Origin of the sequence: Micromonospora sp. DT231 (assembly GCF_049847025.1) — a bacterium.
In the GTDB taxonomy this organism is placed as follows: Bacteria; Actinomycetota; Actinomycetes; order Mycobacteriales; family Micromonosporaceae; genus Micromonospora.
In genome coordinates this window covers 161,494-188,433 of record NZ_JBNCNO010000011.1, presented here as the reverse complement: position 1 = coordinate 188,433, position 26,940 = coordinate 161,494, and the positions used below count along the sequence as shown (strand labels likewise).

Annotated in this window: 16 protein-coding genes; 2 read left to right on the top strand and 14 right to left on the bottom strand. The window is 70.3% G+C overall.

What is annotated here, in order from left to right:
- Window positions 1–4: 4 nt before the first annotated feature.
- Genes ACPXBU_RS25580 through ACPXBU_RS25550 form a run of 7 tightly spaced genes read right to left on the bottom strand, consistent with a single transcriptional unit; the run spans window position 5 to window position 19,102 of the window.
- Window positions 5–7,165: an amino acid adenylation domain-containing protein gene (locus ACPXBU_RS25580; protein WP_425759965.1), complete on the bottom strand. Its 7,161-nt coding sequence runs from the start codon at window positions 7,163–7,165 to the stop codon at window positions 5–7.
- A complete protein-coding gene (locus ACPXBU_RS25575; RefSeq protein ID WP_425759964.1) occupies window positions 7,162–13,626 on the bottom strand; it encodes an amino acid adenylation domain-containing protein in 6,465 nt (2,154 codons plus the stop codon). Before ACPXBU_RS25575 ends, ACPXBU_RS25580 begins: the two co-directional genes overlap by 4 nt.
- Entirely contained in the window at window positions 13,623–14,633 is a 1,011-nt protein-coding gene (sbnB, locus tag ACPXBU_RS25570) for a 2,3-diaminopropionate biosynthesis protein SbnB (protein WP_425759963.1), read from the bottom strand. Before sbnB ends, ACPXBU_RS25575 begins: the two co-directional genes overlap by 4 nt.
- Window positions 14,627–15,637: a 2,3-diaminopropionate biosynthesis protein SbnA gene (gene sbnA, locus ACPXBU_RS25565; protein ID WP_425759962.1), complete on the bottom strand. Its 1,011-nt coding sequence runs from the start codon at window positions 15,635–15,637 to the stop codon at window positions 14,627–14,629. Before sbnA ends, sbnB begins: the two co-directional genes overlap by 7 nt.
- A complete protein-coding gene (locus tag ACPXBU_RS25560) occupies window positions 15,634–16,689 on the bottom strand; it encodes a threonine ammonia-lyase (protein ID WP_425759961.1) in 1,056 nt (351 codons plus the stop codon). Before ACPXBU_RS25560 ends, sbnA begins: the two co-directional genes overlap by 4 nt.
- Window positions 16,686–18,158 (bottom strand): amino acid adenylation domain-containing protein, encoded by a 1,473-nt coding sequence (locus ACPXBU_RS25555; protein WP_425759960.1) that lies wholly within the window; start codon window positions 18,156–18,158, stop codon window positions 16,686–16,688. The genes ACPXBU_RS25560 and ACPXBU_RS25555 overlap by 4 nt, the downstream gene beginning before the upstream one ends.
- A complete protein-coding gene (locus tag ACPXBU_RS25550; protein ID WP_425759959.1) occupies window positions 18,155–19,102 on the bottom strand; it encodes an ornithine carbamoyltransferase in 948 nt (315 codons plus the stop codon). Before ACPXBU_RS25550 ends, ACPXBU_RS25555 begins: the two co-directional genes overlap by 4 nt.
- 177 nt (window positions 19,103–19,279) lie before the next feature.
- Between ACPXBU_RS25550 and ACPXBU_RS25545 the strand changes: the two genes are divergently transcribed.
- Window positions 19,280–19,477 carry an MbtH family protein gene (locus ACPXBU_RS25545; protein ID WP_093402962.1) on the top strand — a complete coding sequence of 66 codons (198 nt, stop codon included), beginning with the start codon at window positions 19,280–19,282 and terminating at the stop codon, window positions 19,475–19,477.
- A 183-nt stretch (window positions 19,478–19,660) separates the two neighbouring features.
- Window positions 19,661–20,911, top strand: coding sequence for a diaminobutyrate--2-oxoglutarate transaminase (ectB, locus tag ACPXBU_RS25540; RefSeq protein ID WP_425759958.1), 1,251 nt, complete (start codon window positions 19,661–19,663; stop codon window positions 20,909–20,911).
- A gap of 514 nt (window positions 20,912–21,425) precedes the next feature.
- Here the strand turns inward: ectB and ACPXBU_RS25535 are convergent.
- The 7 genes from ACPXBU_RS25535 to ACPXBU_RS25505 all read right to left on the bottom strand — a co-directional run bounded on the left by ACPXBU_RS25535 (window position 21,426) and on the right by ACPXBU_RS25505 (window position 26,935).
- A complete protein-coding gene (locus ACPXBU_RS25535) occupies window positions 21,426–21,851 on the bottom strand; it encodes a hypothetical protein (protein WP_425759956.1) in 426 nt (141 codons plus the stop codon).
- A gap of 152 nt (window positions 21,852–22,003) precedes the next feature.
- Window positions 22,004–22,483 carry a hypothetical protein gene (locus ACPXBU_RS25530; protein ID WP_425759954.1) on the bottom strand — a complete coding sequence of 160 codons (480 nt, stop codon included), beginning with the start codon at window positions 22,481–22,483 and terminating at the stop codon, window positions 22,004–22,006.
- A gap of 131 nt (window positions 22,484–22,614) precedes the next feature.
- Window positions 22,615–23,946: a hypothetical protein gene (locus ACPXBU_RS25525; RefSeq protein WP_425759953.1), complete on the bottom strand. Its 1,332-nt coding sequence runs from the start codon at window positions 23,944–23,946 to the stop codon at window positions 22,615–22,617.
- The gene (locus ACPXBU_RS25520) at window positions 23,943–24,749 is read right to left on the bottom strand and encodes an ABC transporter ATP-binding protein (protein WP_425759952.1); all 807 of its coding nucleotides are present in this window, start codon (window positions 24,747–24,749) and stop codon (window positions 23,943–23,945) included. The genes ACPXBU_RS25525 and ACPXBU_RS25520 overlap by 4 nt, the downstream gene beginning before the upstream one ends.
- A gap of 65 nt (window positions 24,750–24,814) precedes the next feature.
- Window positions 24,815–25,603 carry a hypothetical protein gene (locus tag ACPXBU_RS25515; protein ID WP_425759951.1) on the bottom strand — a complete coding sequence of 263 codons (789 nt, stop codon included), beginning with the start codon at window positions 25,601–25,603 and terminating at the stop codon, window positions 24,815–24,817.
- Window positions 25,600–26,124 carry an RNA polymerase sigma factor gene (locus ACPXBU_RS25510; RefSeq protein ID WP_425759950.1) on the bottom strand — a complete coding sequence of 175 codons (525 nt, stop codon included), beginning with the start codon at window positions 26,122–26,124 and terminating at the stop codon, window positions 25,600–25,602. The genes ACPXBU_RS25515 and ACPXBU_RS25510 overlap by 4 nt, the downstream gene beginning before the upstream one ends.
- Window positions 26,125–26,461: 337 nt before the next feature.
- Window positions 26,462–26,935: a MarR family winged helix-turn-helix transcriptional regulator gene (locus ACPXBU_RS25505; protein ID WP_425759949.1), complete on the bottom strand. Its 474-nt coding sequence runs from the start codon at window positions 26,933–26,935 to the stop codon at window positions 26,462–26,464.
- Window positions 26,936–26,940 lie beyond the last annotated feature (5 nt).

The following is a 26,940-nucleotide window of genomic DNA, read 5'->3' as shown; positions in this document are numbered from 1 at the left end:
CCGTTCACCGTCGGCCGGCCGGCTTGTCGATCAGCCCCGTCAGAATGCCGGCGAGGTCCGCCACGTATTCCTTCATGACCGAGAAGTGCTCACCCTTCGCCCGGTGTACCCCCAGCCCGGCGGTCCGCTCGCGCCACCGTTGGAGGTAGTCGTCATAGCTCTGGCCGGAGCTGACGACCTCGTGCTCGCCCAGCGCCAGCTCGTCGCTGACGATCAGATCCAGGTGACCCGCGTACGGGCGGTCGCGGTAGGACAGCACCATCTCCATCACTTCCTCCCACATCCGCGCGCCGGGCAGCCACATCGTTCCCGCGCCGCGCTCGGGGAGCGTGATCCCGTCGTTGCCGACGATGTCGTCCACGATGTGTTCGAGCAGCGCCAGCGTCTCCTGCCGGAGCACCGAGGTGTCCTCGTCCGGCGGCGCCGCGTCGAGCCGCTCCAGGTTCGTCACACACTGCTTGATCAGCCCGTACTCCGACCAGAGGTGCTCCTTCTGCCAGGCGTCCTGCCCCGGGTCGAGCAGGATGAAGGTGACCTCCTCGCCTTCGGCCATCAGTCGGCTGGCCATCTCGGTGCTCACCCCGCTGCCACCACACCAGCTGAAGATCCGGTACGGCCCCTGCGGAACCGCCTCCCGCAACTCCGCGAGGTAGCGGGCCGCCATGTCCTCGGTGGACGGCACCGAGCCGGTCGACGGGTCGCGGCCCGGCCATTCGAAGGCGACCACCGGCAGATTGGGATCGAGGTGCTCGGCCAGCCGCCGGTACCAGTGCGCGCTGCCGCCGCCGGGGTGCACACACACCAGTGGCGGCTGGTCGCCGGTCCGGCGCAGCCAGAGCAACGCCGTGACCGGCTGCCGCTCGCCGTCGATCGACGCGGCGAGCGCCGCGAGCGTGCGGTGCTCGACGAAGGTTCGCACGGTCGTCTCGATGCCGTGCCGGTCCCGCAGCATCGCGATCGCCCGCAACGTCAGCAGCGAGTGCCCGCCGAGGTCGAAGAAGTCGTCGTCACGGCCGACCCGGGGCAGGTGGAAGACCTCGGTCCAGACCTCGGCGACGGCCACCTCCGTGGGCGTACGCGGCGCGCTGTATTCCCGTACCGACGTTCCCGCCGCCGGCCGGGGCAGCGCGGCCCGGTCGAGCTTGCCGTTGTTGTTCAACGGGAGCCGGCCCAGGCGGACCCAGGCCGTCGGGACCAGGAAGCCGGGCACCCTGCTGCGCATCACGTCACCGAGCCGGGCGGGGTCGGCCGGGCCGCCCTCGTCGAGCACGACGTACCCGACGAGCTGCTTGATGCCGTCCACGCCCAGGTACGCCGCCGCCGCGGCAGCCCGCACCGTGGACAGCTCGGCGATCGCGGCCTCCACCTCGCCCAACTCGACGCGGTGTCCACGAATCTTCACCTGGTGGTCGCGCCGCCCGATGAAGTGGATCGTGCCGTCCGGATCCTGGCGGACTATGTCCCCGGTGCGGTAGAGCCGGTTTCCCGGCGCGTGTCCGGACGGGTCAGGTACGAAGCGTTCGGCGGTTAGGTCCGGGCGGCTCTGGTATCCGCGCGCGACGCCCGGGCCCCCCAGCAGCAGCTCCCCCGGCACGCCGAACGGGACAGGGTCGAGGTTCTCGTCGACGACGTGCACGTAGGTGTGATGGATCGGCTTCCCGATCGGAATGACGTCGGTGAGCGCCGGCAGTGGGATCCGTGGATGGACGGTGGCGAACGTGGTGCTTTCGGTCGGGCCGTACCCGTTGCTGACCAGCACGCCGTGTTCCATCGCCTTGCGCACCTGCAGCGGCGGCAGCACCTCGCCACCGACCACCACTTCCCGTATCCCGGCCAACGCCTGCGGCCGAACGTCCATCATGGTGTTGAAGAGGCCGGTGGGCAGGCACAGCACGGTCACCCCGTGCCGGCGCAGGAGCTCGTCGAGCTCGTCGGCGGTCGGCGTTTCCGGGGAGACGACCAGCCGCGCCCCGTTGCACAGCGCGCCCCAGACCTCGAACGTCGACGCGTCGAAGGCGAGCGTGCCGGCTTGCAGCATGACCTGGTCGGCGTCCAGCTGCGCGTAGTCCTGGCCGTGCACCAGCCGGACGACGCCGCGGTGCGGGACCAGCACGCCCTTCGGACGTCCGGTGGACCCCGACGTGTACGTGATGTAGGCGAGGTTCTCCGGTGACAGCGTCACCTGTGGCGCGGTGGTCGGCCGGCTGCCGTCCGACCACCAGCCGGAGCCCAGGTTCACCGTGGTCAGCCCGGCACGCGCCGCGAAACGGTGGGCGTGGGTCGGCCCGCTCACCAGGACCTGGGCGCCGGAATCGTCGAGGAGGTACTCGATGTGGCCGTCCGGATACTTGGGGTCGAGCGGAAGGTAGCAGCCGCCGGCCTTGAGGATGCCGAGCAGCGCGACCACCGCGTCGATCCCGCGGTCCATGCAGACCGCGACGGGCGTTTCCCGGCCGACGCCGTGCTCACGAAGCGCCCACGCCAACTGGTTGGCCCGGGCGTCGAGTTCGCCGTAGGTCAGGCGCGAATCGCCGCACTCGAGTGCGACGGCGTCCGGCCGGGCCTGCGCCCGGGTCGTGAACAGGTCGGTGACGCACGCCTCGGGCAGGGCGGGCCAGTCCTGCTGCGGCTCGGTGAACCGGTGCGCCGGGGTCGAGCTGAGGTCGACCGGGTTCGCGCCGTCGTCGGCGATCATCGCGGTGAGCAGTTCGAGGAAGGTCTCGCCCAGGGCGGTCAGCCGCTCCTGGGTCGCCCAGCCGGCCCGGCACTCCAGTCGCAGCTCACCCGGGAAGGTCAACGTGACCAGGGTGAACTCGTTGGGGCTGTCGTCGACGACCGTGCCGAAAACGTCCTCCTGCGCGTCGAGCACGTGGAAGTCGAGGTAGGAGAAGATGCTGCTGATCAGCGGCGTACCGGTGCCCCAGGCGCGCTGCATCGCGGGGATCGGGTAGCGCCGGTGCGGCCAGACGGCAAGCTCCTCGGCGAACACGGCGCGCACGAGGTCGCGCCACCGGGGCGTACACAGGTCCACCGCGAACGGCACCGTGTTGAGGTACATCCCCATCACCTCGTCGCCGCGCAGCAGTTCGGGCCGGCCGTTGACGACCAGACCACTGAAGAACCGCCGCTGGCCGGTGACGACGCCGATCATCGCGAGGTGCGCGGTGTGCAGCACGGCCTTGAGCGAGGTCTGCGTCCGCGCGGCCAGCTCACGCAGCCCCGGCTCGAGATGCCGCCAGGACATCCGCAGCTCCGGCACCGCGCCGTGGCCGGCCGGGGCGGTGTCCGCTGGCAACGCGATCCGATCGTACTCGCCGACCCGGCTCCGCCAGAACCGTTCGTCCGGCCCGGCCGACAGCGATCGCCGTTCCAACCTGACGAAGTCGGCGTACCGCCCCGGGGGCGGGGGCTTCAGCGCATCGGGGTCCGCGTCCCGGATCGCCCGGTAGGTGTCCCGCAGCTCGGCGATGAGGGAGTGGTGGCTCCAGCCGTCCAGGATGGCGTGGCACTCGGTGTGGGTCAGCACCCACGTCCGCTCCCCGGTGCGGTGCACGTGCCAGCGCAGTTGCGGTGCGTGATCGATGGGCAGCATCGCCAGCTTCATCGTCTCCCGGTACCGCTCCAGGATGTCCTGCTGCTCAGCTTCCGGGAGCTCGCGCAGATCGTCGAAGCCCACCTCGACCCGCGCCTCGGCGTGGACGAGTTGCATCGGCTCGGTGTAGCCGGACACGTCGAACGTGGTGCGCAGGATCTCGTGCCGGTCGACCAGCCATTGCGCGGCCTGCTGCAACGCGGCCAGCGAGAACGGGCCGTCGTCGACGATGTCGAAGCTGGTGACGTTCTGGTATGCCGGGTGCGAGCTGTTGACCAGCATCTCGTACACCATGCCGGCCTGCACCTGACCCATCGGGTAGGCGTCCACCAGGCCGTCGGGGAGCCGGTCACGGTCGGCCGGGTCGAGTTGCTCGAACGGGCCGACCGGCAGCTCGTCCGCACTGGTCGCCGGCCGGTCGGCGAGCGTCGCCAGCTGCGCCGCGGTCTGGTGCGTGAAGATGTCCTGCACCGACAGGTTCAGCCCGCCCCGGCGCAGGGCCCCGATCGCCCGGATGGCACGGATCGAGTCACCCCCGACGTCGAAGAACCGGTCGTGCACACCGATCCGTTCGATGCCCAGCGCCGCCGCGAGCGCCTCGGCGACGACGCCTTCGGCCTCGGTGCGGGGGGCGACGTACGCTCCGGCCGCCCAGGCGCGGCCAGGTGTCGGGGCCGGCAGCGCGCGCCGGTCGGTCTTTCCGCTTGTGGTCAGCGGCAGCGCGGGCAGCAGCTGCCAGTGGCTCGGGATCATCGCCTCGGGCAGTCGACCGCGCAGGAACGACGCCACGTCGCTCACCTCGACGCCGGCGTCCGTGTCCCGGGCGACGAGGTAGCCGACGAGCTGGCCGTCGTGCACCGCGACGGCGACCGCGGACACTCCCGGGTGCTCCGCCGCCACCGCCTCGATTTCGCCGAGTTCGACGCGGTGCCCACGGATCTTCACCTGGTCGTCGAGCCGGCCGAGGTAGTCGATCCGGCCGTCCGGCAGGTACCTCGCGAGGTCACCGGTGCGGTACAGCCGCCCTCCATCGCCGGACTCCTCGAACGGGTCGGGAACGAACCGCTGTGCCGTGAGCCCCGGGCGGCTGAGGTATCCGCGGGCCAACTGCACGCCGCCCAGCAGCAGCTCACCGGGCACTCCGATCGGGACCGGTCGCAGGTTCTCGTCGACGATGTAGGTGCGCGTGTTCGCGATCGGCCGTCCGATGGTGACCGGCGTCCCGGGCACGCACCGCACCGCGGTGACGTCGACGGCCGCCTCGGTTGGCCCGTAGAGGTTGTGCAGCTCGCCGCCGATCCGCTCGTGGACGGCGGCGACCAGGTCGGCGGGGAGCGCCTCGCCGCTACAGATCATTCGGCGCACCGACGGCAGCGGCCCGAACGACTCGGCCAGGAACACCCGCAGCATCGACGGTACGAAATGCAGGGTGGTGACCTGCTCGGTGGCGATCAGGTCGGCCAGGTAGTGCGGGTCGCGGTGGCCGTCGGGCCGGGCGATCACCAGCGTGGCCCCGGTGATCAGCGGCCAGAAGAACTCCCACACCGAGACGTCGAAGCTGTACGGGGTCTTCTGCAGCACCCGGTCGGAGTCGTCCAGCCGGTAGGTGTCCTGCATCCAGCGCAGCCGGTTGACGATCGCGCGGTGGGTGACCACGACGCCCTTGGGCCGGCCGGTCGAGCCGGACGTGTAGATCACGTACGCCGGGTGGTCCGGCCCCGCCGGGGTCGTGCTCGCCGATGCCGATCCGCTGCCGGTGACGGCCGGTTCGCCGTCGGTGAGCACGATGGTGACACCGGCGTCGGCACACATGTAGTCCCGGCGCTCGGCCGGGTGGTCCGGGTCCAGCGGCAGGTAGGCGCCGCCGGCCTTCTGGATCGCCAGCAGGGCCACCACCAACTCGATACCGCGTCGGCGGCACACGCCGACGATCGACTCCGGCCCGACGCCTGCGTCGACCAGGTACCGCGCCAGTCGGTCGGTCCGCCGGTCCAGCTCGGCGTAGGAGACGTCCTCGCCCTCGAAGCGGAGGGCGACGGCGTCCGGGGTCCGGGCCACCTGTCGCGCGAACAGCTCCGGCAGGGTGCCGGTCGGGTACGCCACCTCGGTCTCGTTCCACGTCCGCACCACCAGCTCCCGCTCCGCCGGTGGGGACTCGACCAGCTGGCTGATCGGTGCGTCCGGCGTGGCCGCGATGCTGCCGACGAAAGTGGTGAAGTGGCTCGCGAACCGCTCGACGGTGTCCCGGTCGAACAGCGCGGTGGCGTAGTTCAGGAAGCCGGTGAGGGTGCCGTCGGGCTGGTCGACGACCACCAGCGTCAGGTCGAACTTGGCGTCGCTCTCGCCGACCGGCAGTTCCTCGGCGCGTAGTTCGCCGACGCGGCGGGCCGTGGAGTCCCCGTTGGCCCACAGGAACATGGTCGAGAACAGCGGGGTCCGGGACGCGTCGCGCACCGGGGCCAGCTCGTCCACCAGCCGTTCGAACGGGAGTTCCTGATGGGCGTAGGCGCCGAGCGCCATCTCCTTGACCCGCCGGAGCACCTCGCGGAAGGACGGGTCGCCGGACAGGTCGGTGCGCAGCACAAGCGTGTTGAGGAACAAGCCGATCAGGTCCTGCACCTCGGCCCGGTCGCGACAGGCCACCGGGGTGCCGATCGTGATGGCGTTGCTCCGGCCGAACCGGCCCAGCGTGATCGCGTACACGGCCATCAGCGCCATGAACGGCGTCGCGCCGGACTGGCGGGCGAGTTCGTGCAGGGCTCGGGCGTCCGGCGCGGACACCCCGATCGGGACCAGGTCGCAGGCGCTGTCCCGGACCTGTGGGCGGGGCCGGTCGAGCGGCAGTTCCACCGCGGTGGCGCCGGCCAGCGCCTGCCGCCAGTAGTCGAGCTGACGGTCCAGCTTGGCACCGGACATCGCATCGCGCTGCCACGCGGCGAAGTCCGCGTACTGCACCGGTAGGGGTGCCAGCGGGGACGGCCCGCCGGTCAGCGCGGCGGTGTACAACCGGTCGAGCTCACGCCACAGCACCTGCTCGGACCAGCCGTCGAAGGCGATGTGGTGCAGGGTCACCACCAGCGCGTGCTCCTCGTCGGCCAGCCGCGCGAGGGTTCCGGTCAGCACCGGGCCGGTCGCCAGGTCGACGGGTGCCCGGTCGTGGGTCATCCAGCCGGCGATCCGTTCGTCCTGGGCGGCGGGGTCGAGGCCACGCAGGTCCACCTCGTGCAGCGTGGCCGGCTGCGGAGGGTCGATCACCTGGCCCGGTTCACCGTCGACCACCACGTAGCGGGTGCGCAGCACCTCGTGCCTGGCCACGATTGCGTCCAGCGCCGCCCGCAGTGCGCCGGGTTCCAACGGCCCGAACAGGCGCAGGCCGGCGCTGGCCAGATACTCCGTACCGCCCGGCCGGACCTGGTCGAGAATCCACAGCCGGCGCTGCGCGAACGACAGCGCGGGCGGCGTCTCACGCGAGACCCGGGTGATCCCCTGGTCCGGCGCGGCGTTCGCGGCACCGACGAGCCTGCGCCGAAGCAACTCCGCGCGCAGACCGGCTCGGTCGATTGTCTCAGTCACAGGGCACCATCCTGGGAAAGCAGTTCGCTCATCTGGGCGTCGGTCAACTCGTCGAGTTCCGCCGTGATCAGGTCGGTCACCACCACCGCCAGCTCGGCCACGGTGGTCGCCTCGAACAGGCAGCGCAGCGGGACCTCCACGGCGAAGGCCGCCCGCAGCCGGGCCAGGACCCGGGTGGCCAGCAACGAGTGGCCACCGAGCCCGAAGAAGTCGTCATCGACGCCGACCCGGTCGACGCCGAGAATGTCCGACCAGATCCCGGTGATGGTCTCCTCCGCCGGGTCCCGCGGTGCCACGTACCCGCGGGCGCGGTCGAGTTCGGAAGGTTTTGGATCCGGCAGCGCCGCCCGGTCGACCTTCTTGCTCGGTGACAGCGGCAGGGCCGCGACGGTGACCCAGGCCGACGGGATCATGTACGAGGGCAGCGACTCTCGTAGGTGCGCCCGCAGCTCGTCGAGGTCGGGTCCGGTGTCGTGGGGCCACTCCAGGTAGGCGACGAGACGCTTGTCGCCGGGCCCGACGTCCTTCGCGACGACGGCGGCCGCGGACACCGCGGGGTGCCTGGCCAACACGGCTTCGATCTCGGCGAGTTCGATCCGGAAACCCCGAATCTTCACCTGGGTGTCGAGGCGGCCGAGGAAGTCGACAGCGCCGTCCGGCCGGAGCCGCACCAGGTCGCCGGTGCGGTAGAGGCGCGTGCCCGGTTCGGTGGCGAACGGGTCGGGCACGAAACGCTCCGCGGTCAGCTCCGGCCGGTCGTGGTAGCCACGGGCCAGGCGCACGCCGCCGAGGTACAGCTCGCCGGGCACCCCCACCGGGAGCGGACGCAGCTCCGCGTCGAGCACGTACACCCGGGTACCGGCGGCCGCACGGCCGATGTGCAGGGTGGCCGTGCTGCGCTCGTCGGCGAGATCGCCCGACACGGGGTTGAACATGCAGGTGACGGTCGCCTCGGTCGGCCCGTAGGTGCAGAGAAACCGGCCGGGTAGGCCGGTCGCCGCCCAGCGTTGGGCGTCGGCGACGGTCACCACGTCCGAGCTGATGTTGACGAGCTTCAGCCCGGTGAGCCGGTCCACGCCGGACTCAATCATCTCCCGGTAGTACGCCGGGGTGATCTCCATGATCGTCACGCCGTACTGCGCCAGCTTGGCCGGCAGCTCGCTCGGCGCCCAGAAGACCGGGTCGCTCACCACGATCGTGGCACCGGCGGCCAGGGTGGCGCCGACCTGATCCATCGCGACGTCGAAGGTGAGTGCCGAGAGCAGCACGACCCGTTCGCCCGGGCGGATGCCGTACTGGTCGGCGACCACCCGGCAGTGGTGCGCGTACGCCCGGTGCGAGATCGTCACGCCCTTGGGGCGGCCGGTCGACCCGGACGTGTAGATGATGTACGCGAGGTTGTCCGGAACGGTGACCGATGCCGGGTCGGCCGTTGGCCGGCCGCTCGCCCGGTCCCCGTCGTCGACGACCAGCACCGGCCGGTCGTGCCCGGCGAACCGGTCGGCGAACGCGCCGGTGGTCACCACCAGGTGCGCTCCGGCGTCGGCGAGCATGTAGCGCAGCCGCTCCGGCGGATGTTCCGGGTCGAACGGCACGTACACCCCGCCGGCCTTGAGCACCGCCAGCAGCACCACGACCGGTGCGATCCCGCGCTGAAGGCACGAGCCGACGATGACCTCCGGACCAACCCCCATCGCACGGAGCTGGTGCGCCAGCTCGTTGACCCGGGCGTTCAGCTCGGCGTAGCCGAGCCGCTCGGCACCGAACACCACGGCGGTCGCCTCCGGAGTCCGGGCCGCCCACTGTTCGAACAGTTGCGGTACCGAGAGGTGCCGTTCGCCGGGCGGGTCGAGCAGGTCCAGCCGGTCCGCGTCGGGGTCCGCCCATTGGTGCACGATCGTGTGGCGTTCGTCGGCCGACAGCAGATCCAGCTCGCTGATCCGGTTCTGCGGGGCGGCGGTCACGCCGCCCAGCAGGCGCAGGTACTGGCCTGCGAGGCGTTCGATCGTCGAGCGGTCGAACAGCGCCGTGGCGTACTCGAACCAGCACTCCAGCCGGCCGCCCGGCTGCTCCATCACGGACAGGGTGAGGTCGAACTTGGCCACCGACAGGCCGCTGTCCAGGCCGGTCGCGGCGCACCCGGCGAGGGTGGACGTCGCGTTACCGGCACCGGTGTGCTGTACCTCGAACATGATCTGGAACAGCGGGTTGCGGGACAGGTCGCGGTCCGGTTGCAGGGCGTCGACGAGGTGTTCGAACGGCACCTCCTGGTTGGCGAACGCCTTCAGGGCGCTCCGGCGGACCCGGTCGACCAGGTCGAGGAAGGTCGGGTTCCCGCCCAGGTCGGCCCGGACCACGAGGTTGTTGACGAAGAAGCCGACCAGGTCCTCGGTCTCCGGCCGCGTCCGACCGGCGACGGGGGTGCCGATCGCGATGTCGGTGCGGCCGGTGTGGCGGCTCAGCAGCACGTCGAACGCGGCCAGCAGCACCATGAACAGGGTTGCGCCGGTCTGGTTGCCCAGCTCGCGTACTGCTGCTCCGGTGTCCTGGGGTATGTCGACGATGAACAGTTCGCCGCGCAGGTCACGCCCAGGCTGGCGGGGCCGGTCGGGGGTCAGCTCGATTGGAACGAGTCCGGCGAGCCGGTTTCGCCAGTGCTCGATCTGGTTGCCGATGGTGCCGTCGGCCTGCCGGTCGCGTTGCCAGGCGGCGAAGTCGGCGTACTGCACCGGAAGCGGCGGCGTCGACCAGGGGGTACCGGTGAGCCCGGCCACGTACGCATCGTTCAGCTCGCGCAGGAAGATGCCCAGCGACCAGTTGTCGAAGGCGATGTGGTGCAGGGTGATCGCGACCAGGTGTTCGTCGGCCGCCGTGTGCACGACCGTGACCCGCAGCGGACGCTCGTGGGTGAGGTCGAACGGCCGGGCGCTCACCGCTTCGATGATCGTCCTGGCGCGCTTCGCGGCCTCCGCGGTGCCGGTCAGGTCCACCACGTCGAAGGGCACCGGGCCGGGGGGATCCACGAGTTGCGACGGAATACCGCTGTCCCCGACGTAGCGGGTGCGCAGCACCTCGTGCCGGGCGCTGACCTGCTCCACCGCGTGACGCAGCGTCGCGGTGTCCAGCGTTCCGGTGAGGTGGTACACCATCGGGATCAGGTATTCCGCGCTGCCCGGTTCGAGCTGGTCCAGGAACCACAGTCGTTGCTGGCCGAACGAGGTCGGCAGGGTGCCGTCGCGGGGTACGGGCACGATCTGCGGCTCGCTGTCGGGTGTCGTGCCCGCGTCGATCGCCGCGGCGACCCGCTCCACGGTCCGTCCTTCGAACAGGGTGGCCACCGTCAGCTCCAGCCCGAACCTGCGGCGCAACCGGTGGGCGAGCCGGATCGCCAGCAGCGAATGCCCACCCAGCGCGAAGAAGTCGTCGGCGACGCCGACCCGCTCGACCCCGGTCAGCTCACCCATGAGGGTGGCGACGGCCCGCTCGGTCTCCGTCCGTGGGGCGACGTGACCGGCGGCCACGTCATCGGGCTCGACGTGATCCGGGTCGTCGCCGGGTGGGCGGCTGCCGGGGGGCGGCAGCGCCGACCTGTCGACCTTTCCGTTGGGCAGCGACGGCAGCGCGGCCAGCGGGACGATGCTGGCGGGAACCATCGCGGCGGGCAGCCGCGTGCCGAGGAATCCCGACAGCTCGTCGGTCTCCACCGTCGCCCCGGCGGTCGGCACCACGTAGCCCGCGAGTTCCAGGTCACCGGTGACGGACCGGTACGAGGTGACCACGGCCGCCGCGACCGACGGATGCGCCCGCAGCGCGGCTTCCACCTCACCGGGTTCGACACGCACCCCCCGCACCTTGACCTGCGCGTCGAGGCGGCCGACGAACTCCAGGACCCCGTCGTCACGCCACCTGGCGAGGTCTCCGGTGCGGTACCACCGCTGGCCGGGCCGGGTGGCGAAGGGGTTCGGGGTGAAGCGTTCGGCGGTGAGGTCGCCGCGCCCGGCGTATCCGCGGGCGAGGCCGACACCGCCGATACACAACTCACCCGGTACGCCGATGGGCGCGAGCCGGCCGGCGGAGTCCACCACGTACAGGTCGACGCCGGGCAGCGCGGCACCGATCGGAACCGTACCGTCGGTCTCGCCACGCGCGTAGCGCCACGCGGTCACGTCGATCGAGGACTCGGTCGGGCCGTAGGTGTTGTACAGCTCCACCTCCCGCACGCCGAGCAGTCGCTCGCACAGTTCGGTCGGCAGCGGCTCGCCGGCCGAGCAGACCAACCTCAGCGCGTCGCAGGCGGCCAGCTCCGGCTCCTCGACCACGGTGCGCAGCACGGACGGGACGAGTTGCACCACGGTGATCCGGTACGCGGCGAGGGCACCGACCATCACCGCGGTGTCGCGGTGCGCGTCCTGCGGCGCCATCACCACAGCACCGCCGGACACCAGCGGCGCCAGGAACTCCCACATCGACGCGTCGAACCCGATGGTCGTCTTCTGGAGTACACGGTCGGTACCGGTGAGCCCGAACCGGTCCACGGCCCACAGCACCCGGTTCCGGATCCCGCCGTGACTGATCACGACGCCCTTGGGGCGACCGGTGGAGCCGGACGTGTACATGACGTAGGCGGCGTTCGCGGCGTCGCGCGCCACCGGCGGCGGTGGCGTGGCGCGTGCGATGTCGTCCCACTGCTCGTCGAGCACCACCACCGGGGTCTGCTGCGGGATCCGCTGTCGCAGCGCCGTGTCGGTGAGCACCAGTTCGACGCCCGCATTTTCGATCATGAACTCGAGTCGCTCGTCGGGCAGGTCGGGTGTGAGCGGGACGTAGACCGCGCCGGCGGTGAGCGAGCCGAGCAGCGCGACCACGAGATCGGTGCCGCGGTGCAGGGCAACGCCGACGGCGGTTTCCGCGCCGACTCCGCGAATGCGCAGGAACCTGGCCAGGTTGTCCGTCCTGGACCTCAGCTCGGCGTAGGTCAGCTCGGTGTCGCCACAGACCACGGCCACCGCGTCCGGCGTGGCCTCGGCCTGCGCCCGGAACAGGTCCGGCAGCAGCGCGTCGGTCGCTCCGCGCGGTGCTGGGTGCCAGCCGAGCAACTGCTGCTGTTCGGCGCCGGTCACCGTCGGCACGTCGCGCAGCGGCGTCTCCGGCGCCGCCGCCAGGTTCTCCAGCAGCGCCACGTAGTTGTCGGCCATCCGCTGGATCCGGGCCCGGTCGAAGAGGGCGGTCGGATAGGTGATCCGGGCGACCCAGGATCCGTCCGGTTCCTCGGTCATCTGAAGCGACATGTCGAAGGTGGCACTGCGTACGGGGGTCGGCACCCAGTCGACCTCGATGCCGGGCAGACTCAGCGGCTCCCCCTGGCCGTTCAGGACCGCGAACCCGACCTGGAAGAGCGGGTTGCGGGACAGGCCGCGGTCCGGCGACAGTTCGGCGGCCAGGCGTTGCAGGGGCACGTCCTTGTGTTCGAAGGCGTCCAGGGCCGTCTCGCGGACCCGGCCGAGCAACTCGACGAAGGTGGGATCGCCGGACAGGTCGGTCCGCAGCACCACCGTCTGCGCGAGCGAGCCGATCACCGGTTCCAGCTCGACCCGGTTCCGCCCGCTGGTCGACACCCCGACACCGAAGTCGAGCTGGTCCGCGTAACGGCTGATCAGAAGCTGGTAGGCGGCCAGGAACACCATGAACGGGGTCGCTCGGGCGGCGCGTCCCACGGCGCTGATCCGGGCCGCCAACGGGGCCGGCACCGCGAACGCCACCACGTCGCCGGCCGGTTCCCAGGCGGCGGGGCGCTGCCGGTCCGTGGGCAGTTCCAGTGACGGCAGTCCGGTCAGTCGCTCACGCCAGTAGTCCAGGTGCCGGACGAACGCCGCGTCGTTCGCGTCCCATCGACTCCGCTGCCAGTCGGCGAAGTCGGCGTACTGGAGCTCCAGCGGCGCCAGCGGCGACTTCTCGCCGGCGGCATGGGCCGCGTAGAGCACGCCCAGTTCCCGGGCGAGGATTCCCAGCGACGGGCCGTCGAAGGCGATGTGATGCACCACCAGCATCAAGATTGCGTCAGCGGGGGAAAGCTGCACGAGGGTCAACCGCCAGGAGGATGATCCACGCAGGTCGATCGGCGTGGTCACCGCCGCCTCGCCGATCTCCCGTACCAGTCGGTCCTGTTCAGCTGCCGGGTGCCCGGTGAGGTCCACCACCGTGAGGTCGGCCGCCACCGGCTCGTCGATGATCTGCACCGGCTGTCCGTCAACCGTCGAATAGCGGGTGCGCAGAATCTCGTGCCGGCCAGCGATGTCAGTGAAGGCGGCGGTCAGCGCCACCCGGTCCAGCGGCCCGCGCAGCCGGAATCCCCAGTGCAACAGGTACTCCTGGGTGCCGGACCGGACCTGGTCGAGAAACCACAGCTGCTCCTGCTCGAACGACAGTCGGAGCTGGTTGTCGGTTTCGAGGATGTCGGTCATGCGCACACCTGCTGCTTCGTCGGTAGGAAGTCATCCAATGTGGTGCCCAGGCTGCGACCCGATGCCGCACGCCGGACCAGGTCGGCCACCGCCAGATCCAGGCAGCCGAGTCCGAACGGCGAGAACACCGTCACGGCTTCGTCGCTTCTGACGTACCGCTCACCGGCCACCAGGACTTCGCCGAGCGAGGCGGCGATGAAGTCGCGGTGGCCGGCTTCCTGTTGGGCCAGATCCAGCGAGGTCGCGGCCCGGCACACGTGGTCCGCGTCGTCGACGATGTTCACGCTGGAACGGATCGAGTCGGTGGTGAGGTCACGCAGGGACAGATGCAGCACCAGCGTTCCCGGGCGGCAGTGCTCGGTACCCAGGTGCGGGGCGCTCGCCGTCGTAGCCAGGCACACCAGCTTGTGGCGGGACATGGCGTCGGCCGCGTTCTCGGCCACGTCGATCTTCAACGTCGGCCAGACCGACCGCGCCTCGGCGGCGAAGGACTGCGCCCGTTCGACGCTGAGGTCGTACAGGGTCACCGTGTCCAGCGTCGGCAGCACGGTGCGCAGATACCTCAGCACCTCGAAGTTGATCGGACCGCAGCCGACGAGCGTCACCGCGGATTCGGGACTGGACGAGGAGAGCGTGGACGCCGCCAGGGCGGCGCTCGCGGCCGTACGTCCGGCCGAGATCGCCGACGCTTCGAGGATCGCCTCCGGCACGCCGGTGTGTACCGAGTTCAGGATCATCACGGCCGAGGCCCGGTGCATCCCCCGGTGGAGGTTGCCGGGGAAGGATGACACCCACTTCACCCCGCAGGTCGGCGTCTCACCTCCCAGATAGGCCGGTAGGGCGATGATCCGCTCGCGCTCTCCGTCGGGGAAGCGGAGGAAGACCGACTGCGGTACCCGGGTACGGCCCAACGCGTGCGACCGGTACGCCGCCTCCACTGCGGACATCACGTCGCGCTCGCCCCCGTCGAGGACGGAACGGACCTCACCTGCTCCGAGAATCAGCATGGCGCCACCTCCATGTCGGGCTTGGTCCACAGGTGCGACACGTCACCGAAGTACGTCAAGACCCAGTCGTCGTCGTAGATGGTGTCGAGGTACCGCTCACCGCGGTCGGGAAAGACCATCGCGCAGGTGGCCCCGGGTCGGATCTGATCGCGCATCTGCTCCAGGCCCGCCACGACGGCACCCGACGAGCCACCGACGAGAATCGCCTCGCGGGCGGCCAGCCTGCGGCACGCCACAATCGCGTCGAGATCGTCGACTCGGACCACGACGTCGGCCAGATCGCTGCGGTACAGCTTCGGACGCACCGATGCGCCGTGGCCGGGAATCATCCGCCACCCGACCGCTGGGCCGAATATCGCACTGCCCAACGCGTCCACCGCCACGATGGTCACCGGCAGTTGGTGCGTCCGAATGTATTCGGAGCACCCCCGCAGGGTGCCGCAGGAACTCGTGGCACAGAACAGGTAGTCGATGTCCGGCAGGGCGCGCACGATCTCTCGTACGGTCGTATGGTGTGCCTGCGGGTTGAGCGGGTTCGAATACTGGTCCGGGCAGTACGCGTGATCGATCGTATCGACGAGTTCACGCACCCGACGGATACGGACGGGCAGGTACTCTCCGGTGGCCGGATCGACATCGGTGACCACCTCGACCTGCGCGCCGAGCGCCCGCATGATGGCGATGTTGTCCTTGTTGGTGCGCGGGTCTACCACACAGATGAAGCGGATTCCGTAGTACCCGCAGACCTGTGCGAGCCCGATTCCGAGATTGCCGGAACTGGACTCGATCACCACCGATCTTCCGGGTACGAGCCGCCCGTCGTGTATGCGTCCTCGCAGCATCTCCAGCGCCGAGCGGTCCTTGATACTGCCGCCCGGATTGTGCGACTCCAACTTAGCGAACGTCCTGAACGTACTCTCGGGGTCGAGCTTCACCAGCTCGACGATCGGTGTCGCTCCGATGGTCGCCAGCACTCCTGACCCGGTGGGGGTTTGTTCGGTCATAGAGCCGCTCCTCGAATTGCATCCGCCGCGATGCGCCTACTACGAGATTCCTCCGCACCACCGAGACAGCGCAGGGAAGAACATGCAGACTCACCGGTTGACGCCGGCAGCAGTTCTGCCGGAGGTTCTTCTGTTTTCTTCGTACTGCTGCGGCCGGCCGCGCCGTTTCCACCCGAAACGATCACCACCGCACGGCCGGCAGATCCGTGCCGTAGAGCGCCGGCCAGCGCTACCGCACCGCTTGGTTCCGCGCTGACACCGGCTCGGCGAAGGACACCCAGTGCGTGGGTGATCGCCTCGTCGGTCACGCCGATCAGGTCGTCGACCCGGTGCCGAATGATCGGCCAGGGAACCGCACCGGGTCGTTGCCCGCGCAGACCGTCGGCGATCGTCATGGACGGTGGCAGCTCGGTCGGCGCACCCTGGGCAACGGAAGCCGCGTAGCGGCGTGCGGACATCGGCTCCACCCCGACGACCCGCACCCGCCGAGACAGCGCCGACGCCGCCAGGCAGACGCCGGCCAGCAGGCCACCACCGCCGGTCGGTACGAAGATCGTCGTGAGGCCCGGCACCTGTTCGAGCACCTCAAGCCCGACCGTGCCGGCCCCGGCCACCACCAGTTCGTCGTCGGAGGAAGGCACGAAGACCGCCCCGGTCGCCGCGGCGATGTCCGCGGCCCGGCGGTCGCGTTCGACCACGCCGCCGGTCACCTGGACCACGCTGGCGCCGAGTGCCCGGATCGTCCGGGCCTTGCTGTCGCTGGCACCAGCAGCCATCACGATCGTCACCCTGATGCCCAACGCGGTACCGAGCATGGCGACGGCGATGCCGTGGTTACCGGAGGAACCCGCCACCACCTCGTCGGCGTACCGGGTAAGCATCGCGTTCGCCGCGCCCCTGATCTTGAACGAGCCGCCGCGCTGGCGGTGCTCGGCCTTGACCAGCACCCGCGAATCCAGCGGCAGCACCGGAGTGCGATCCACCAGACCGGTGATCCGGTCGGCTGCCAGGCGCACGTCCGCGAGGGTTGGCCCGGCACCTGTCGTCCTCATGGCCCGTCCACGGTGACCGCCCTGCGGTCGGTCTTGCCGCTGACCGTCGTCGGTAGGCGGTCGATCCGGGCGAACCGTCGCGGGATCATGTAGTGGGGCAACGTCATCGCCAGGTGGGCGCGCAGCGCCGCGTCCGTCACCTGCGCCGACGCGGCGGCGACGTGCGCGATGAGGAAGACCCGGCCGCCGGCATCGGTACCCGCGGTGACCACCGCGCCGGTGACGGCGCGATGGGCCAGCAGCGCGCCCTCGATCTCGGCCGGGTCGATCCGGTAGCCCCGGACCTTGATCTGCCGATCGATGCGGCCGAGATACACGAGGCCACCGTCGGGCAACCGACGCGCCAGGTCACCGGTGCGGTACATGCGCGCGCCGGGCGCGCCGTGTGGGTCCGGCAGGAACCGGTCCGCGGTCAACACCGGTCGGCCGCTGTACCCGCGCGCGACACCACATCCACCGATCCACACCTCGCCGACACCGCCGTCCGGAACGGCGTGCAGCTCGTCGTCGAGCAGATGCACGCTCACACCGTCGATCGGTGTCCCGATCAGGTCGACCGTCGTGTCCGGGACCGGCGGCACGGCGAAGCGGGTCGAGGTCATCGTGGTCTCGGTCGGGCCGTACTGGTTGATCATCCGTCCGGGCACCCGGTCGCGGCCGCCGGCGACGAGGAGCGGTCGCAGCGACTCACCGCTGGACACGGTCAACCGCAGGTCGGGCAGATCGCTGCGCCGCAGCGACGTCAGGAAGGTCGGGGTGGCCGACAGAATCGTGTTCACCCCCCACCTGCGGAGGGCCGCGACGAACTCACCGGCGCGCAACAGGGTGGAGCGCGGCACCAGGACCACCTGCCCGCCGGCGACGAGCGGGGCGAACGTGTCGCGGATCGAGGCGTCGTACCCGAACGGCGCGAGTTGCAGCACCACGGTGTCCGGACCGAGTTGGTAGTCCTCGACGATGAACCGTAGGTAGTTGGTGACGCCGCGGTGCTCCAGCAGTACCGCGTTCGGCGGCCCGGACGAACCGGAGGTGTGACTGACGTAGGCCAGCGATCGGGGCGACAACGGTCGCAGGGGTGCCGGCGCGTCAGGCGCGTCGACGAACACGGTCGGGCCGTCGATGGCGAGGTCGTGCTGCCCGGCCCGGGCCGGTGTGGTGACCAGGAACCGGGCCTGGGCGGTGCGGACCATCGCCGCCAGTCGCTGATCGGGCAGCTCGGTGTTGAGGGTGAGGAAGGCGCCGCCGGCCCGAAGCACGGCCGCCATCGCGATGACGGCCTCCGGGCCCCGGTCGACCATGACCGCGCAGACCTGCTCCGGTCCGACGCCCCGGGCGACCAGCGCCCGGGCCAGCCGGTCGGTCCGGGCGGCGAAGTCCTCGTAGCACAGGGCGGTGTCCGGGGTGACGATCGCCGGTGCGTCGGGCCGGGTCGTGGCGTGGGTCAGGATGTCGTCGAGAAACGTGGTCACAGCCCCGCTCCGCCGCTCGGCCTGTCAGCGGCGCACCACTCCAGGACCGCCCGGGCGCTGTGGAACTTGTTCTCGGCTTGGGCGAAGGCGATGCTGTCGGGCCCGTCGAGCACCGCCCCGGTCACCTCCTCGCCCCGATGTGCCGGCAGGTCGTGCATGAACACCGCGCCCGGGCAGGCCGCCATCAGAGCCTCATTGACCTGGAACGGGGCGAACTCGGAACGCCAGTCGGGCGTCGGCTTCGTCGAACCCGTGGTCTGCCAGCGGGTGGTGTAGACGACATCCACCGGTGGCAGGCCCGACAGGTCGTGCCGCTGTTCGACCCGCGCGCCGCTACGCCGGGCGGACACCGCCGCCTGGTCGAGGTACCGCCGCTCCACGCCGTACCCGGGCGGGGTACGCAGATGCAGCTCGGCGCCGGGGTACCGGGACAGCGCGAGCGTCAGCGCCGAGGCGGTGTTGTTCCCCTCCCCCACATACAGCACCCGTACGCCCTCGACCCGACCGAAGTGCCGGACGATCGTGGTGAGGTCGGCGAGGGCCTGAGTCGGGTGTTCGACCGCACTCATCGCGTTGATCACCGACATGCGCTTCTGGTCGGCGTACGCCCGAAGCTCGGACTCCGGCCCGACGGTGCGGGCGACCAGGACGTCGAGCATGCCGGAGAGCACCGCGCCGGTGTCCTCCACCGACTCCCCGGTGTCCAGTTGCAGGTCGTTCGGGCCGTATGTGATCAGGCCGGCGCCGAGACGCAGCGCACCGGCGGAGAACGCGGTCCGGGTACGGGTGGAAGTCCTGCGGAACAGCACGCCGACGACCGCCCCGGACAGGGGCTGGTCGGCTCCCGCGGAACCACGCGAGTACTCGGCGCCGCGTTGGACGATCCAGCGCAGTTGGTCGTCGGAGAGGTCGTCGATGGAGATCAGATGGCGTCGCTCGGTCATGCCGAGCCCCCTTCCAGGTGGCGATCGGCCGTGGCCCAGAGCCTGCGCGAGGTGCGGACCGTCGAACAGGGACGGAGCCGCACGACGCGTCTGCGTGTTCGTCTCTATGGACGGCACGCGTAGGCCCGGCAACATCGGGCTCAGCTATTCGGATCACCCGACCATGCCGGAGGGGTCATGACTGACGACGGTGTCTACCGCGTCGTGCGCAACGACGAGGAGCAGTACTCGATCTGGTGGGCCGACCGGGAGCTGCCGCTCGGCTGGACCGCCGAAGGGACGTCCGGGTCGAAGCAGGAGTGCCTGGACCACATCGGGAAGGTGTGGTCGGACATGCGGCCGCGAAGCCTGCGGGAGCAGATGGCCCGGGCCTGAGGCCGAAGTCCTTACCGCACCACACTTCATGCCGCCCCGCCCCGCCGAACATGGCGTGCGGCGGGGCGGCAGCACAACGCCCCGTGCCGAGGGCCCGCAGTTCAGGGCCGTGGACGCAGGCAGCTACATCGACGCGGCTCCGAAACCGTGATGGACGGGCAGCTCCAACTCCGAGGAGACATCATGATGGCCCCCACTATCGAGTCAGAGGTCCGTAGTTACTGCCGAAGCTGGCCGACCGTGTTCGACCACGGGCGTGGCAGCCGAATGTTCGCCGACGACGGCCGCGCCTACCTCGACTTCTTCGCCGGCGCGGGCGCCCTCAACTACGGCCACAACCATCCGATCCTCAAGCGAGCCCTGCTGGACTACCTGGAGCGGGACGGCGTCACCCACAGCCTCGACATGCTGACCGCCGCCAAGCAGGACTTCCTCGCCGAATTCGCATCGCAGGTACTCGCCCCCCGCAGCCTGGACTACCGCGTGCAGTTCACCGGACCCACCGGCACGAACAGCGTCGAGGCGGCACTCAAACTCGCCCGCAAAGTGACCGGACGCCACACCGTCGTCGCCTTCACCGGCGCCTTCCACGGCATGTCACTCGGCTCACTGGCCGTCACCGGAAACGCCACCTTGCGCGCAGGTGCCGGTGTCCCACTCGGAAACACCTGGCGCGTCCCGTACGACGGCTTCGCCGGTGGCCAGGTCTCCGGGCTCACCCTGCTCGACACCATGCTCGCCGACAGCAGCAGCGGAATGGACCTACCGGCCGCCGTCATCGTGGAAACCGTGCAGGGCGAAGGTGGCATCAACCCGGCCCGCGCGATCTGGCTCGCCGACCTCGCCGAGCTGTGCGCCCGCCGCAGGGTGTTGCTGATCGTCGACGACATCCAGATGGGCTGCGGTCGCACCGGCCCGTTCTTCAGCTTCGAGCACGCCGGAATCACTCCCGACATCGTCTGCCTTTCCAAGTCCATCAGCGGGTACGGCCTGCCGATGTCCCTTACGCTCTTCCGCCCCGAACTCGACGTGTGGCAACCCGGCGAGCACAACGGAACCTTCCGCGGCAACAACTTCGCCTTCGTCACCGCGGCGGCCGCGCTCAAGGAATTCTGGGTCGACAGCAAACTGGAGAAGCAGACAGCGGAACGGGACATCCTGCTTGAGGCGAGGCTTGCGGAACTCACCGGTCGGCACCGGGCGCACGCAGTGACGTCACGCGGCCGGGGCCTGGTCTGGGGTCTGGCCTTCCGGGAACCGCAGCTGGCCCGACAGGTCGCCCAGGAGGCGTTCGCCCGTGGGCTGCTGGTGGAGACGTCCGGATCCGCCGACGAGGTGGTGAAGCTGATGCCGCCCCTGACCCTGACGGATGAGGAACTGGCCGAGGGCCTCGACATCCTGGAGCAGTCGGTGACGGCAGCGGACGACCGCTAAGTGGTCCCGGTCGTCAATCCTTCGGGGGTTATGCGGCCTGGGTGTCAATCCTGGCGGTAGTCACCGATGGTGACCGTCGCAGCCTGTTCGTGGCCATGGAGGTCATCGACGACCCGCCGGATGTGCCCATCGGCAGGGGGCCGCTGTAGATGGTGATCGGCGCGACGCCGCGCCCGGTCGGCGGCTACTTCTGATCTTGGTCGAGGTTGGCCTCGTGGGTCAGATTACTGGCTGAGGCCGGGTCGGTGGCGGACCGGGGCGGGGCGGGGCGGGCAGCGCACGGCCACGGCGATGGCTGCTGTTATCGCCGCCCCGGCGGGGTAGGCCAGGCCGCCAAACCAGGGCGGCGGCCAGCGCGACAATCACGACCGGAGCAAGGCCGATCGCCAGGGGCTCCCTCCCGGGCGGCCCGCCAGTGACGGTGAGCCGGTGCCCCATCAGCGGGACGGCAACCGTCCAGAGGGCGGCGGCCACGCCAACGGCCCCGGTCACACCCCGAAAGCGGCGGCTGCGTTCATCCGGCGGCTGCCGGAGCATCGACCTCGACCACGCCGTGGAGGAACACGTCGACCAGCGTTTCGATCGGGGTCTCGGCGCCGCCGGTCGCTCCCCGCCGTGGCATGAGAATGCCGAGGAAGATGACGGCGAGCTGTTCGACGGGCAGTCGCAGCGCGGCCCGGTCGGGTTCCAGCAGTCGGATCACCGCTTCGCGAGTGCGCTCAGTCGCTGTTGTCCGATCGCCGGTCGCACTGCGATCAGCAGGCTCGCGCCGCTCACCTCGACGACCGCCGGCCTGCACAGCGCCGAGCACCGCACCCATCCGGTCCAGGTAGGCGTGCAGGGTCGCTGCCGCCTCGGTCAACCGTGCGGCCAAGGGCTGATCCAACGGCACAGCGTCGAGTTCCGCCAGCACATGGTCGTTACGCAGGGCAGCCGCCACGCAGGAGTCCAACAATGCGTCCTTGTCAGCGAAGGCACGGAAGATCGTGGCCTCGCGACCGGGCTGTCACTCCGATGTTGATCAGCTCGGACGGCACGGTCAGGCGTGATGACGTTGAAGCCAGCAGGCGAGCACAAGTGCTGCTCGCCTAGCTAGGCGGCGGCCCGTGCTGATGTGTTCAGTCGTGATCCTCGCAGGATGTAGTCGGCTGCGCCGAGGACGAGTAGTACGGCTGCGGTAATGCCGGCTGTTGTGGATTCGGCTGGCTGCAGAGGCCAGCTGACGATTTGGCCGAGGACGCTGTCGCCGGTGGTGCGGCTGATCGGCAGGAACGGCGGAATGGTGATGAAGGGGACCAGATAGAACCACGAGCGCGCGCTACCGAGGGTGGCGGCGCCAAGACTGATCAGACCGAGCGCGCCGGCGCAGTTGCGCGCGAGGGCGGCCGGATCGCCGTATCCGTGCGTCGTGCCGGCCACCGACAGCAGCAGACCGAGGACGACCAGAGCGGCGAGGGTCAGGTGCAGTGCCCGCCGAGTCGGCCAGGGCAGTGCAGCGGTGCGGTCCAGGTCGGGGTCGGGACCGGTGAGAGTGGTGCCGGCGGCGATGGCGGCGAAGCCGGTGGCGGCCATGGACAGGGGAGCCGGGAGGATGTCGGGTGGCGAGATTGCGGTCCAGATCGCCCAGAGGCCCCAGACCACCGCCGCGGTGCCGAACAGGGCGGCGGGTATCCGGCGCGCTCGGAGGTGGTGAGCAAGCCCTTTCATCGCGGGCCGCCCGTCAGGATGTCCCACTGGGCGTCGGCGTTGCAGGCGAGGCCGGCGTCGCGGAGCGCGGCGATGCGTGCCAGTTGTTCGGCTGCGGGCAGTGAGGTCAGCCGTTGCCACGCCTCGACCGCTTTGTGATTGGTGTCCGGTGGCGGTGTTTCGAGCAGCCAGTACGCGGCGGCGAGCCGGGCGGCGCCGTACGTCTGCCAGTTGCTGGTGTCTCCGCAGCTGATGACCCCGGCGCCGGTCAGAAGTTGCAGCGTGACCTGTTCGGCGTCGATGTCCGCGGCCTGTCCGGTTTCGATGTAGAAGGTGATGGTCTGCGCTGACGGGGTGTCTTGGTCGTCGCGGTTACCGCTGATGTCCTGGATCCCTTCTTCGACGGCGGTGGGGGGATTCGGTAGGCGGCTGAGGCGGTGCAGGGCGTCGCGGGCGGGTGCGACGGTGTCGAGGAGAATGGCGGCGTGTACCCGGCGGACGCAGACGCGGGGTGTTCCGTCGGCGCAGACCAGCTCTCGGGCACCGGCGTCGACGGCGTCCATGCTGTTGGCCGGGCCGCCCGACGCCAGCAGAAGCAGCGCGGTCACGGCACCGAACACGGCTGGTAGGGCGGCAGCCGTGCGGACGCGGACGTTGGTGGCCGACAGCAGCAGGAATCCGGTGGTGGCCAGGGCGAGCGCCCAGATGGACTGGGCCAGACTCAGCCGGGCCGGCACGATGAGGAAGTCACCGCTCTGGCCGAGCACCGGCGACAGCAGAGCAACGCTCTGCTGGATACGGCCGGCGACGGAGTAGGCGGACAGCAGGCCGGGGGCGCTGGCCAGGATCAGTCCGGCCATGGCCAGAGTTGGCGCGGTGAACCGCGACGGTACGACGGCGCCCAGGCCCATGCCAAGCAGCCCGGCGGCGAGTAGCAGCGGCAGCCCGGTGGCGATGACGGCGATCGCGGCGGGGTTGAAGTAGGTCGCCGAGCCGGCTACCAGCGGCAGGCATGCGGCCACGGTCAGCAGGTAGGCGACGGTGACGGTCAGACTCAGCGCGAGGGCCGGTGACGCGGCGCGTTGCCAGGCGGGCCGGGCAGTGCTGGTGAACAACTCGCCGACGCGTCCGCGGCGGTCGCGGTCGGTCAGCCACGCCCCGGCGGCCAGGGTGAGCGGCCAGGTGAAGGCCAGTGCGGTGCGTAGCGTGGTTGCCAGCGGGGACCATCGGCTGCTCCACGCGTCCTGCCCGAAGAGCAGATACATTCCGGTGAGGCCGAGTATGAGCACGATCAGGCCGGCGCCGGCCGCAGCGCTACGGCGCAGGTCGATGGCAAGCGCGCGGATCATGCGCCGGCCTCCCGCCGAGCCTGGCGGATCACCGCGGCGTAGCCCCGTTCGGCGGCGCTGTCACCGGGGTCACCGGTGCCGCCGCGTTCGGCCAATTCCGCGGGCGTGCCCTGCCACACCACCCGGCCGGCATGCACGATGACCACATCGGTGCACGAGGCCACCACGTCCTCGACCAGGTGGGTAGAGACCAGTACGCAGGTGTCGGCGCCGAGGTCACGTAGCAGCTCGCGGAAGGTCAACCGCTGCTCCGGGTCGAGACCCACGGTGGGCTCGTCAAGCAGTAGCAACGCCGGGTCGTTGACGATGGCCTGGGCCACACCGGCACGACGCAGCATCCCACCGGACAACTGTTTCAACTTGCTGCCGGCCCGCTCGGTGAGTCCGACCCGGGCGATCGCCCGTTCGGCGGCCACGGTGATGCCGGCCGTGGGGACTTCTTTGAGCCAGGCCATGTACTCGACGAACTCGTGGACGGTGAACTTCGGGTAGTAGCCGAACTCCTGCGGCAGGTAGCCCGTCATGCGCCGGATCGGCCGTAGATCGGCCCGACGCTCGTGCACAGGCCGACCCAGAAGGTTCAGGCTGCCGGCGGCCGGCCTGAGCACGGTGGCCAGCGCGCGCATCAGCGTGGTCTTCCCGGCGCCGTTGGGACCCAGCAGGCCGTGGACGCCTACACCGATGCGCAGGTCGAGGCCGGTCACCGCCAGATGCCGGCCCGCCCGGACCTGCAAGCCGTGCGCCTGCACCGCGTGTTCCCACGTGGTCGGCCTCAACTCGGCCTCGGACAAACTTCGTACCATCATCGCTCCTTGGACAGGGATCATCAGCCGCTGGTAGGCAGCGGGAACAGTGCGTGGGCCGTTGATCAGTTACGACTGGCGAGCCGTTGGAAGGCGTCAGCGCGGGTCCAGGCCAGGGCAGCCAGTACCAGTCCGGTCATTGCCCAGACCGGGGCCTTGTCGGCCTCCAGCACGACGGGCAGCTGATGGGTCAGCATCGCCGGTGCCGCCACCCCGGCGACCCAGGCAGCGGCGACGACACCGGCAGCCCGTCGTACGCCGAGCAGACTGCCCAGCGCGATCGTGGCGGAGGTGACGGTCAGGCAGGGCAGCAGCCACAACGCCACCGACGTCCCGGCTGCCCAGCCGACCACCGCGAGAACCGGCAGAAGCGCCGCAAGCACCGTGGCGGTGCGGCGCAGCACCATCAGAGCACCTCCCTGAGGGGAAGCGGCGACCAGTTCCCACGCCGGATCGTCGCGGCGTGAGCACGCCGCCGCGACACCGAACAGCGGCACGACCGGGGCGATCAACAGCACCGGTGACGGATAGTGCGGATTGACCACCTCCAGCAGTAGTGCCGCCACCAGCGCGCCGACGCTGACCATCAGCCGTGGCAGCAACGACCACGTCGACCACCGCCGCACCACCCCGAACCGCCGGTACGGCACCACCGCGGGCAACGACCCGGTGAGCTCTCCACCGACGCCGGCGACCATCGTCGCCGTGTCGGGGTGAACGACCTCGCCGAGCCGACTACGGCAGCCGGAACAGGAGTCCAGGTGCATCTCCACGCCCCACACCGCGGCATCCGGCAGGCTCTCGCTGATCCCGGCATAGCGCGCCAACAGGTCGTCGTCGATGTGCGAATTCATGACAGCGCCTCCCGAAGGCGGATGCGGGCCATTCTGGCGCGCAACTTCACAGTGCTCTCCGGCACTCCGAGCAAAGCTGAGGTGTCGCGTACCGAGAGCCCGTCCAGAACCATCGCCTGCAGCACACGCCGGACCTCCGGAGCCAAGGTGTGCAAGGCCCGCAGCAGATCCGCATCGACCCGGCCAGCCAGCACCTCGTCCTCGGCGGCGGGCGCCGGCGCCGCGGCTATCGCAAGCGGAAGTTCCGCCGCGCGGGCACGGTGCCGGAAGGCGTCCACCAGCCGGCGTGCCGCAATCGTCCAGATCCAGCCCGTCGCACCACTCTGCGCCGAGCCGGTGAACGACCCTGCCGACCGCCACACCGCCATGAAGGTCTCCTGCAGAACCTCGGCCACGATCTCGTCGTCGGAACACCGGCGCCGTAACCGGGTCGCCAGCCACGGCGCCGTACGCCGGTACAACTCGTCGAAAGCGGCATGCTCACCGCGTGCGCAGCGGCGAACCAGCTGCACCTCGGTCACCGCTTCCTGATCACCCACGCTCAGTAGGACGGCGCGGACCGCCCGGCGGATAGCCAAAGCAGTGTGACCCGAGACACATACACAAACCTCCATGAATGCCCGCGCATCGACTGTCCAGTGGATTACGAGGCGCCGAGCTGAGATCACCCCACGTTGCCGGCCACTGACAGGCGACTGAACCGTCACCGGCGAGAGAAAACCGCGGCATTGAACGCACCGCCGAGGCCGCACGATCTTCGTGAGGTCGGGCTGCATGAGCTGCCCTGATCCAGGCCGAACAACCCCCGTCGAGCATCCGGCCCACTGCGACGGACGAAGGGCTGTCAGTCGCCGATACCTACTCGCCGAGGTCTCGGGCAACCCAGCCGGGGGCATCGGAGCGCACGGGCAGCGCGCCCACCAGTGCGGTCAGGTGCACCTCGAAGGCCGCAACCTCGCTGGCACCGATCTGTTGCTCCCATTGAACGCGCAGCTCGTCGAAGACCGCTTCGCCGGTTCGCAGCACGTCGAGGCCGAGTGTGGTGACCTGGAGACGTTTGCGGCGGGCGTCGCGGGGGTCTGTCTCGCGGGCCACGTAGCCGCGTTCCTGCAGCACCGCGATGGTCTTCGCCGCGGACTGCTTGGAGATCGACAGCCGGCGGCCCAGTTCTGACGCGCTGTCGGCTCCCGCGGCGATGGCCCGCATGGCGAAGGCATGGACGGGACGTACGTCGTCGTAACCGCGCCGGGCCAGCTCGACGACCACCGCGTCGACGAACGTGCGGAAGCCTCCGAGCAGCAGCAAAGCGAGATTGGCACCCGAGCGAGACATGAGAG

Bases quoted from the DNA above. Each gene is read 5' to 3' on its own strand.
- sbnB (WP_425759963.1), bottom strand. From the start codon at position 14,633: ATGCTGATTCTCGGAGCAGGTGAGGTCCGTTCCGTCCTCGACGGGGGC.
- ACPXBU_RS25575 (WP_425759964.1), bottom strand. From the start codon at position 13,626: ATGACCGACATCCTCGAAACCGACAACCAGCTCCGACTGTCGTTCGAG.
- ACPXBU_RS25520 (WP_425759952.1), bottom strand. From the start codon at position 24,749: ATGGTACGAAGTTTGTCCGAGGCCGAGTTGAGGCCGACCACGTGGGAA.
- ectB (WP_425759958.1), top strand. From the start codon at position 19,661: ATGATGGCCCCCACTATCGAGTCAGAGGTCCGTAGTTACTGCCGAAGC.
- ACPXBU_RS25530 (WP_425759954.1), bottom strand. From the start codon at position 22,483: ATGGCCGCCACCGGCTTCGCCGCCATCGCCGCCGGCACCACTCTCACC.
- ACPXBU_RS25560 (WP_425759961.1), bottom strand. From the start codon at position 16,689: ATGAGGACGACAGGTGCCGGGCCAACCCTCGCGGACGTGCGCCTGGCA.
- ACPXBU_RS25525 (WP_425759953.1), bottom strand. From the start codon at position 23,946: ATGATCCGCGCGCTTGCCATCGACCTGCGCCGTAGCGCTGCGGCCGGC.
- ACPXBU_RS25515 (WP_425759951.1), bottom strand. From the start codon at position 25,603: ATGAATTCGCACATCGACGACGACCTGTTGGCGCGCTATGCCGGGATC.
- ACPXBU_RS25550 (WP_425759959.1), bottom strand. From the start codon at position 19,102: ATGACCGAGCGACGCCATCTGATCTCCATCGACGACCTCTCCGACGAC.
- ACPXBU_RS25545 (WP_093402962.1), top strand. From the start codon at position 19,280: ATGACTGACGACGGTGTCTACCGCGTCGTGCGCAACGACGAGGAGCAG.
- ACPXBU_RS25505 (WP_425759949.1), bottom strand. From the start codon at position 26,935: ATGTCTCGCTCGGGTGCCAATCTCGCTTTGCTGCTGCTCGGAGGCTTC.
- sbnA (WP_425759962.1), bottom strand. From the start codon at position 15,637: ATGACCGAACAAACCCCCACCGGGTCAGGAGTGCTGGCGACCATCGGA.